The following is a 7,434-nucleotide window of genomic DNA, read 5'->3' as shown; positions in this document are numbered from 1 at the left end:
CGCCGCCAGCGCCTCGAAATCCACGTGCTCGGCCAAGCCCACCAACGGATCCCCCAGCCTTGCGCGCCGGTCCTCACGCTCCTGCTCGGCAAACATACTGATTCGGGGTTTCATCATGACGGCACTCGCTGGCTTGGTTCGATGTCAGGATTTTACCCAGCCGCAGGCGTCTCGGCCGAGGTTTTTAGAGGTGCCCTTAAGGCAGGAACTGCGTATCGAGCCGGGTGCCGCACAGCGCGCCGTCATAGCCAGGCAGCCCCGCGAGCACCTCCTTGAAAACGGCGCTCGCCATCGCCGTCTGCGTCGCCTTCAGGAGCGGCGTGTCCAGCGCGCCGGCATGGCAGGCCAGGAAATACCGTTCGCGTATGACCGGAATGAAGTCGAGATCGAAGCGCCGCGCCGCCGTCTTGACGCCGAAGCCCACGTCGGCCATGCCGCTCGCGACATAGGCCGCCACCGCCGCGTGCGTGAATTCGGCGGTGCCGGAACGGTTGATCACGGCCGGGTCGACGCCCAGGTCGGCCAGCAGCAGCTCCAGTAACACCCGAGTCCCCGATCCCTTCTGGCGGTTGACGAAGCGAAGATCCGACCGCCCCAGGTCGGCCAGGCTGGTGATGCCCTTCGGATTGTCCCTGGCCACGAACAGCCCCTGCATGCGGTACGCCAGGTGCAGCAGCGCGTGGCGCTCGGGGTCGAGCCAGGGCCGGTACTTGGCGGCGGCCGCCCCTTCCAGTTTCCCCACCGGCAAGTGAAAGCCCGCCAGGTCGCACTCGCCGCGCGCCAGCGCCGCCACCGCATCGCTGCTGCTCCGGTAATTGATGTCGACCGTGACGCCATGCTCGTTCAGCTGCGTCACCAGGGCGGCCACCGCGAACCCGTGCGAGGCGGTCAGGCGCAGCACCTGCGCGTCGCCGACCAGCACCCGCGCCAGTTCCTGCTGCAGTTCCGAGGCCAGGCTGTCGAGGGTCGGGGTCAGGCGGGCGTGGATGCGGCGGTCGGCCCACATCAGCTTTTCGGCGAGCGGCGACAGCACCGTGCCCTGCCCGCGCACCTTGTGCACCAATGGAACGCCGAACTGCGCCGAGAACTGCTGCAGCAGCCCCCAGGCATGGCGGTAGGACATGCCGCGCGCCGTGGCGGCCTTGCTGATCGAACCGAGTTCGCTCACCGCCAGCAAAAGCCCGAGCAGCGCCGGCAGCGCGGTCGGCGCGCCGGAGGCGTCGCGCACGAACCAGTCCGGCCGTATCTCCACTCTGATCATATGCAAAATCCTTCATATTGAACACCGGTGAATCGGGTGCTACTCTGGACCAAGCAGTGCATAAAAGCCGTTATATATGTTCCCATAAACATATGCAAGGCACAGATGGAGACACCATGAAATCACCCGATTACACCGAAGCGCGCCGCGTCATCGGCGACATCCTCGCACTTCATGCGCACAATGGCCTGCTTGGCCAGGACATGCTGCTGCCGGTGCTGCACGCCATCCAGGACCGGCTCGGCTTCATCCCGCCCGATGCGGTCGAGGGACTCGCCCACAGCTTCAATCTCTCGCGCGCCGAGGTGCATGGCGTGATCACCTTCTATCACTACTTCAAGACCACGCAGCCGGCGCGCTGCACGGTGCAGGTGTGCCGCGCCGAGGCCTGCCAGAGCATGGGCGCCGACGCCCTGCTGGCGCACGCCCGCCAGGCGCTCGGATGCGATCTGCATGAACACAGCGCCGACGGCGGCTTCGCCCTGGAACCCGTGTACTGCCTGGGCCAGTGCGCCACCGCGCCGGCCATCATGATCAACGACGCGGTCCACGCACGCGTGACGCCGGCGCGTTTCGACAGGCTGGTCGCGAAAGTTGCCACCAAGGCCGAGGAGGTCGCATGAGCGTGCGCATCTACGTTCCCGCCGATTCGTCGGCGCTGGCCCTGGGCGCCGACGACGTCGCCGCCGCGATTCGCAGCGAGGCCGCGCGGCGCGGCGTCGCCATCGACCTGGTGCGCAACGGCACCCGCGGCCTGCTGTACCTCGAGCCGCTGGTCGAGGTCGAGACGCCGAACGGGCGCATCGGCTTCGGCAACGTCGACGAAAGCGACGTGGCCGCCCTGTTCGATGCCGGTTTCCACGACGGCCAATCCACGCACCGCCTGGCGCTCGGCCTCGTCGAACAGATTCCGTATCTGGCCCGCCAGACCCGCCTGACCTTCGCCCGCTGCGGCATCACCGATCCGCTGTCGCTGGGCGAATACGAGGCCCACGGCGGCTACCGCGGCCTGCGCCAGGCCGTGACCATGAGCGGCGCCGACATCGTCGCCGCGGTCACCGCCTCGGGCCTGCGCGGGCGCGGCGGCGCCGCCTTCCCCACCGGGATCAAGTGGAACACGGTGCTGCGCGCGCCCGGCCACCAGAAATACATCGTCTGCAATGCCGACGAAGGCGACTCCGGCACCTTCGCCGACCGCATCGTCATGGAGAGCGATCCCTTCGTCCTGATCGAGGGCATGACGATCGCCGGCCTCGCGGTCGGCGCCACCCGCGGCTTCATCTATGTGCGCAGCGAGTATCCGCATTCGATCGCGGCGCTCGATCACGCGATCCAGACGGCCACGCGCGCGGGCCTGCTCGGGCCGAACGTCGCCGGCAGCGGCCGCGCCTTCGAGCTGGAAGTGCGCAAGGGCGCCGGCGCCTACATCTGCGGCGAAGAAACCGCCCTGCTGGAAAGCATCGAGGGCAAGCGCGGCGTGGTGCGCGCCAAGCCGCCCCTGCCCGCGCTGGCCGGCCTGTTCGGCCAGCCGACCGTCATCAACAACGTGCTGTCGCTGGCCTCGGTCCCGATCATTCTCGACAAGGGACCGCAGTATTACCAGGACTTCGGCATGGGACGCTCGCGCGGCACCCTGCCGGTGCAGCTGGCCGGCAATATCAAGAACGGCGGCCTGATCGAGCTGGCGTTCGGCGCCACGCTGCGCGAGATTCTGGTTGACTACGGCGGCGGCAGCGCCAGCGGCCGCCCGATCAAGGCGGTGCAGGTGGGCGGCCCGCTCGGCGCCTACCTGCCGCCGTCGCAGTGGGACACCCCGCTCGACTACGAAGCCTTCGCCGCCTTGTGGGCGGTGCTGGGCCATGGCGGCATCGTGGTCCACGACGACAGCGCCGACATGGCCAATCTGGCGCGCTACGCGATGGAGTTCTGCGCCGTCGAATCGTGCGGCAAGTGCACGCCCTGCCGCATCGGCTCCACCCGCGGCGTGGAGGTGATCGACAAGATCCGCGCCGGCGATGAGCGTCCCAAGCAGGTGATCCTGCTGCGCAGCCTGTGCGACACCATGCTCAATGGTTCCTTGTGCGCGATGGGGGGCATGACGCCCTACCCGGTGCTGTCGGCGCTGAACCACTTCCCGCAAGACTTCGGCCAGGTGGCCGGCGACGAATTGGCCGCCTGAACGGCGGCCCAGGAGAAAAGGCAATGATCGAAACCATCCTCACCCGCGACTTCGGCACGCCGGCGAAAGAAATCCACATCGCCACCGAGATGATCACCCTGACCATCGACGGCGTCCAGGTCACCGTCCCGGCCGGCACCTCGCTGATGCGCGCCGCGGCCGAGAACAGCATCAACATCCCCAAGCTGTGCGCCACCGACAGCCTGGAGCCGTTCGGCTCCTGCCGCCTGTGCCTGGTCGAGATCGAAGGCCGCCGCGGCTATCCGGCGTCGTGCACCACGCCGGCCGAGGCGGGCATGGTGGTGCGCACCCAGAGCGCCAAGCTGCAAGAGATCCGCAAGGGCGTGATGGAGCTGTACATCTCCGACCACCCGCTCGACTGCCTTACCTGCCCCGCCAACGGCAATTGCGAGCTGCAGGACATGGCCGGCGTCACCGGCCTGCGCGAAGTGCGCTACGGCTACGAAGGCGCCAACCACCTCAAGCTCGGCAAGGACGAGAGCAACCCCTATTTCACCTTCGATTCGTCCAAGTGCATCGTGTGCAACCGCTGCGTGCGCGCCTGCGAAGAGACGCAAGGCACCTTCGCGCTGACCATCTCGGGGCGCGGCTTCGACGCGCGCGTGTCGGCCGGCCAGGACGAACCGTTCATGCAGTCCGAATGCGTCTCGTGCGGCGCCTGCGTCGAAGCCTGCCCGACCGCCACCCTCACCGAGAAATCGGTCATCTGGCTCGGCCAGGCCGAGCACAGCATCACCACCACCTGCGCCTATTGCGGCGTCGGTTGCTCGCTCAATGCCGAGATGAAGGGCAACGAGGTGGTGCGCATGGTGCCGACCAGGGACGGCAAGGCCAACGAGGGCCATGCCTGCGTCAAGGGCCGCTTCGCCTGGGGCTACGCCACCCACAAGGACCGCATCCTGAAACCCATGATCCGCGCGAAGATCACCGACCCCTGGAAGGAAGTGTCGTGGGACGAGGCGCTCGACTACGCGGCATCCGAATTCAAGCGCATCCAGGCCAAGCATGGCCGGGACGCGATCGGCGGCATCGTCTCGTCGCGTTGCACCAACGAAGAAGGCTACCTGGTGCAAAAGCTGGTCCGCGCGGCGTTTGGCAACAACAACGTCGACACCTGCGCCCGCGTGTGCCACTCGCCGACCGGCTACGGCCTGAAAACGACGCTCGGCGAATCGGCCGGCACCCAGACCTTCAAGTCGGTGGAGAAGGCCGACGTGATCCTGGTCATCGGCGCCAACCCGACCGACGGCCACCCGGTGTTCGCCTCGCGCATGAAGAAGCGCCTGCGCCAGGGCGCGCGGCTGATCGTCATCGATCCGCGCCGCATCGACCTGGTCAGGTCGCCGCACATCCGCGCCGACTACCACCTGCAGCTGCGGCCGGGCACCAACGTCGCCATCATCAGTTCGCTGGCCCACGTGATCGTCACCGAAGGCCTGATGGCGAACGATTTCATCACCGAGCGCTGCGACCTGCGCGCCTTCGCGCAGTGGCGCGCCTTCGTCGCCCAGCCCGAGAACTCGCCGGAAGCGATGGAAGCGATCACCGGCGTGCCGGCGCAGCAGGTGCGCGAAGCCGCCCGCCTGTATGCGCTCGGCGGCAATGGCGCGATCTTCTATGGCCTGGGCGTGACCGAGCACGCGCAGGGCTCGACCGCCGTCATGGGCATTGCCAACCTGGCGATGGTCACCGGTAACGTCGGCCGCGCCGGGGTCGGCGTCAATCCGCTGCGCGGACAGAACAACGTGCAGGGCTCGTGCGACATCGGTTCGTTCCCGCACGAGCTGCCAGGCTACCGCCACGTTTCGGACACCACCGTGCGCACCCTGTTCGAACAGGCCTGGGGCGTGCCGCTGCAGGCCGAACCGGGGCTGCGCATCCCGAACATGTTCGAGGCCGCCCTCGACGGCAGCTTCATGGGCCTGTATTGCCAGGGCGAAGACATCGTCCAGTCCGACCCCAACACCCAGCACGTCACCGCGGCGCTCGAAGCGATGGAATGCATCGTGGTGCAGGACATCTTCCTGAACGAGACCGCCAAGTATGCCCACGTGCTGCTGCCGGGTTCCTCGTTCCTGGAAAAGGACGGCACGTTCACCAATGCCGAACGCCGCATCTCGCGCGTGCGCAAGGTAATGCCGCCACGGGCCGGCTATGCCGACTGGGAAGTCACGATGGCGCTGTCGAACCGGCTGGGGTATCCGATGAATTACCGCCACCCGTCCGAGATCATGGACGAGATCGCGCAGCTCACGCCGACCTTCAGCGGCGTGAGCTACCGGCGCCTCGACGAACTGGGCAGCATCCAGTGGCCATGCAACGACGCGGCGCCGGAAGGCACGCCGACCATGCACGTCGACGGCTTCGTGCGCGGCAAGGGCCGTTTCATCATCACCCAATACGTCGCCACCGACGAGAAGGTGACGCGCAAGTATCCGTTGATCCTGACCACCGGCCGCATCCTGTCGCAGTACAACGTCGGCGCGCAGACGCGCCGCACCGAGAACGTGCGCTGGCACGCCGAAGACCGGCTCGAGATCCACCCGCACGACGCCCAGGAGCGCGGCATCGAGGATGGCCAGTGGGTCGGTATCCACAGCCGCGCGGGCGAGACCGTGCTGCGGGCGATGGTCACCGAGCGCATGCAGCCGGGCGTGGTCTACACCACCTTCCACTTCCCCGAATCGGGCGCCAACGTCATCACGACCGAGAATTCCGACTGGGCCACCAACTGCCCCGAATACAAGGTCACGGCGGTGCAGGTGATGCCGGTGCAGCAACAGTCGGACTGGCAGCTGGAATATGCCCGCTTCAATCAGATGCAGCTGGGCCTGGCGGAGCCGGTCGCATGACGTGCGCCATCGACCTGGCGCCGCAAGACCATGTAGCGGCGGTGGCCTACGCGCCGAGCGCGCGCATGGCGGTCGCGCGCATGCGCGCGGGCGCGGCCGCACCGGAGGCCCCGACCGAGGATGAGCTGGCCGAAGAAGTGCCGGTGGCGCTCGAGTACAACGGCGTCTCGCACGCCGTGATGCTGGCGACGCCGGCCGACCTGGAAGAATTCGCGCTCGGCTTTTCGCTCAGCGAAGGCATCATCGCCTCGCCCGCCGAATGCTACGGGGTCGAGATCACACGCGGCGCGGCGGGCATCACCGCCCACATCGACGTGGCCGCCAAAGCCTTCATGCGCCTCAAGGAACGGCGGCGCAGCCTGGCCGGTCGCACCGGCTGCGGCCTGTGCGGCGCCGACAGCCTGGCCCAGGTGATCCGTCCCCTGCCGCTTCTCGCGCCCACGCGCGCGCTGTCCGGCGCGGCGATTCGCCGCGCCCTGGCGCAGGCCAGGACCCGGCAGCCGCTCAACCGCCTCACCGGCGCCACCCACGCGGCCTTGTGGTGCGGCCGTGACGGCGCGCCGCGCGCGGCGTTCGAGGACGTCGGCCGCCACAACGCCCTCGACAAGCTGATCGGTGGCCTGCACTTGCAAGGCGCCGACCTCGCCGATGGTTTTTGCCTGATCACCAGCCGCGCCAGCGTCGAGATGGTGCAAAAAGCCGCCACCGTCGGCATCGGCGCGCTGGTCGCCATCTCGGCGCCGACCGCCCTCGCCGTCCGTACCGCGCTCGGCTGCGGCCTGACCCTGGTCGCCTTCGCCCGCGGCGACGACTTCGTCGCCTACGCCCACGGCGCCAACATCGCTATGGAGTCCGCATGAACATCGACAACCTGGTCACCATGGCCAACCAGATCGGCACCTTCTTCGCGTCCTATCCCGACCCCACGGAGGGCCGCACCGAGATCGCCAACCACCTGCAGCGCTTCTGGGCGCCGCGCATGCGCAGCCGGCTGTTCCTGCACATCGACGAGACGCAGGGCGAAGGACTCAACCCGTTCGTGATCGAAGCCTTGCTGGAGCACCGGCGCGACCACATGCCGCCGCCGCCGCCGGGTGGCGACGCAGGTTGATTGCCAAAGT

Annotated in this window: 6 protein-coding genes; 5 read left to right on the top strand and 1 reads right to left on the bottom strand. The window is 67.9% G+C overall.

Annotation, left to right across the window (positions count from 1 at the left end; genetic code table 11):
* Positions 1-196: 196 nt before the first annotated feature.
* Positions 197-1,261, bottom strand: a complete 1,065-nt coding sequence (locus ABIB38_RS22930) for a substrate-binding domain-containing protein (protein WP_429206974.1) — start codon at positions 1,259-1,261, stop codon at positions 197-199.
* A gap of 203 nt (positions 1,262-1,464) precedes the next feature.
* Between ABIB38_RS22930 and ABIB38_RS22925 the strand changes: the two genes are divergently transcribed.
* From ABIB38_RS22925 to ABIB38_RS22905, 5 genes are read left to right on the top strand one after another with little or no spacing between them, the layout of a single operon-like run.
* Positions 1,465-1,884, top strand: coding sequence for a formate dehydrogenase subunit gamma (locus tag ABIB38_RS22925; protein ID WP_429206976.1), 420 nt, complete (start codon positions 1,465-1,467; stop codon positions 1,882-1,884).
* Complete coding sequence (locus tag ABIB38_RS22920) at positions 1,881-3,440, top strand: formate dehydrogenase beta subunit (RefSeq protein WP_429206973.1); 1,560 nt, start codon at positions 1,881-1,883, stop codon at positions 3,438-3,440. The genes ABIB38_RS22925 and ABIB38_RS22920 overlap by 4 nt, the downstream gene beginning before the upstream one ends.
* Before the next feature lie 23 nt (positions 3,441-3,463).
* A complete protein-coding gene (gene fdhF / locus ABIB38_RS22915; RefSeq protein ID WP_429206972.1) occupies positions 3,464-6,313 on the top strand; it encodes a formate dehydrogenase subunit alpha in 2,850 nt (949 codons plus the stop codon).
* On the top strand, positions 6,310-7,173 hold the full coding sequence (gene fdhD / locus ABIB38_RS22910) for a formate dehydrogenase accessory sulfurtransferase FdhD (RefSeq protein ID WP_429206971.1): 864 nt from the start codon (positions 6,310-6,312) through the stop codon (positions 7,171-7,173). The genes fdhF and fdhD overlap by 4 nt, the downstream gene beginning before the upstream one ends.
* On the top strand, positions 7,170-7,424 hold the full coding sequence (locus ABIB38_RS22905) for a formate dehydrogenase subunit delta (RefSeq protein ID WP_429206970.1): 255 nt from the start codon (positions 7,170-7,172) through the stop codon (positions 7,422-7,424). Before fdhD ends, ABIB38_RS22905 begins: the two co-directional genes overlap by 4 nt.
* Positions 7,425-7,434: the final 10 nt, after the last annotated feature.

Origin of the sequence: Massilia sp. UYP11 (assembly GCF_050434805.1) — a bacterium.
Taxonomy (GTDB): Bacteria; Pseudomonadota; Gammaproteobacteria; order Burkholderiales; family Burkholderiaceae_D; genus Telluria.
Note: the sequence above shows the minus strand (reverse complement) of the source record. Positions and strands in the feature narration are given on the sequence as shown.

Bases quoted from the DNA above. Each gene is read 5' to 3' on its own strand.
- ABIB38_RS22925 (WP_429206976.1), top strand. From the start codon at position 1,465: ATGCTGCTGCCGGTGCTGCACGCCATCCAGGACCGGCTCGGCTTCATC.
- fdhF (WP_429206972.1), top strand. From the start codon at position 3,464: ATGATCGAAACCATCCTCACCCGCGACTTCGGCACGCCGGCGAAAGAA.
- fdhD (WP_429206971.1), top strand. From the start codon at position 6,310: ATGACGTGCGCCATCGACCTGGCGCCGCAAGACCATGTAGCGGCGGTG.
- ABIB38_RS22920 (WP_429206973.1), top strand. From the start codon at position 1,881: ATGAGCGTGCGCATCTACGTTCCCGCCGATTCGTCGGCGCTGGCCCTG.
- ABIB38_RS22905 (WP_429206970.1), top strand. From the start codon at position 7,170: ATGAACATCGACAACCTGGTCACCATGGCCAACCAGATCGGCACCTTC.
- ABIB38_RS22930 (WP_429206974.1), bottom strand. From the start codon at position 1,261: ATGATCAGAGTGGAGATACGGCCGGACTGGTTCGTGCGCGACGCCTCC.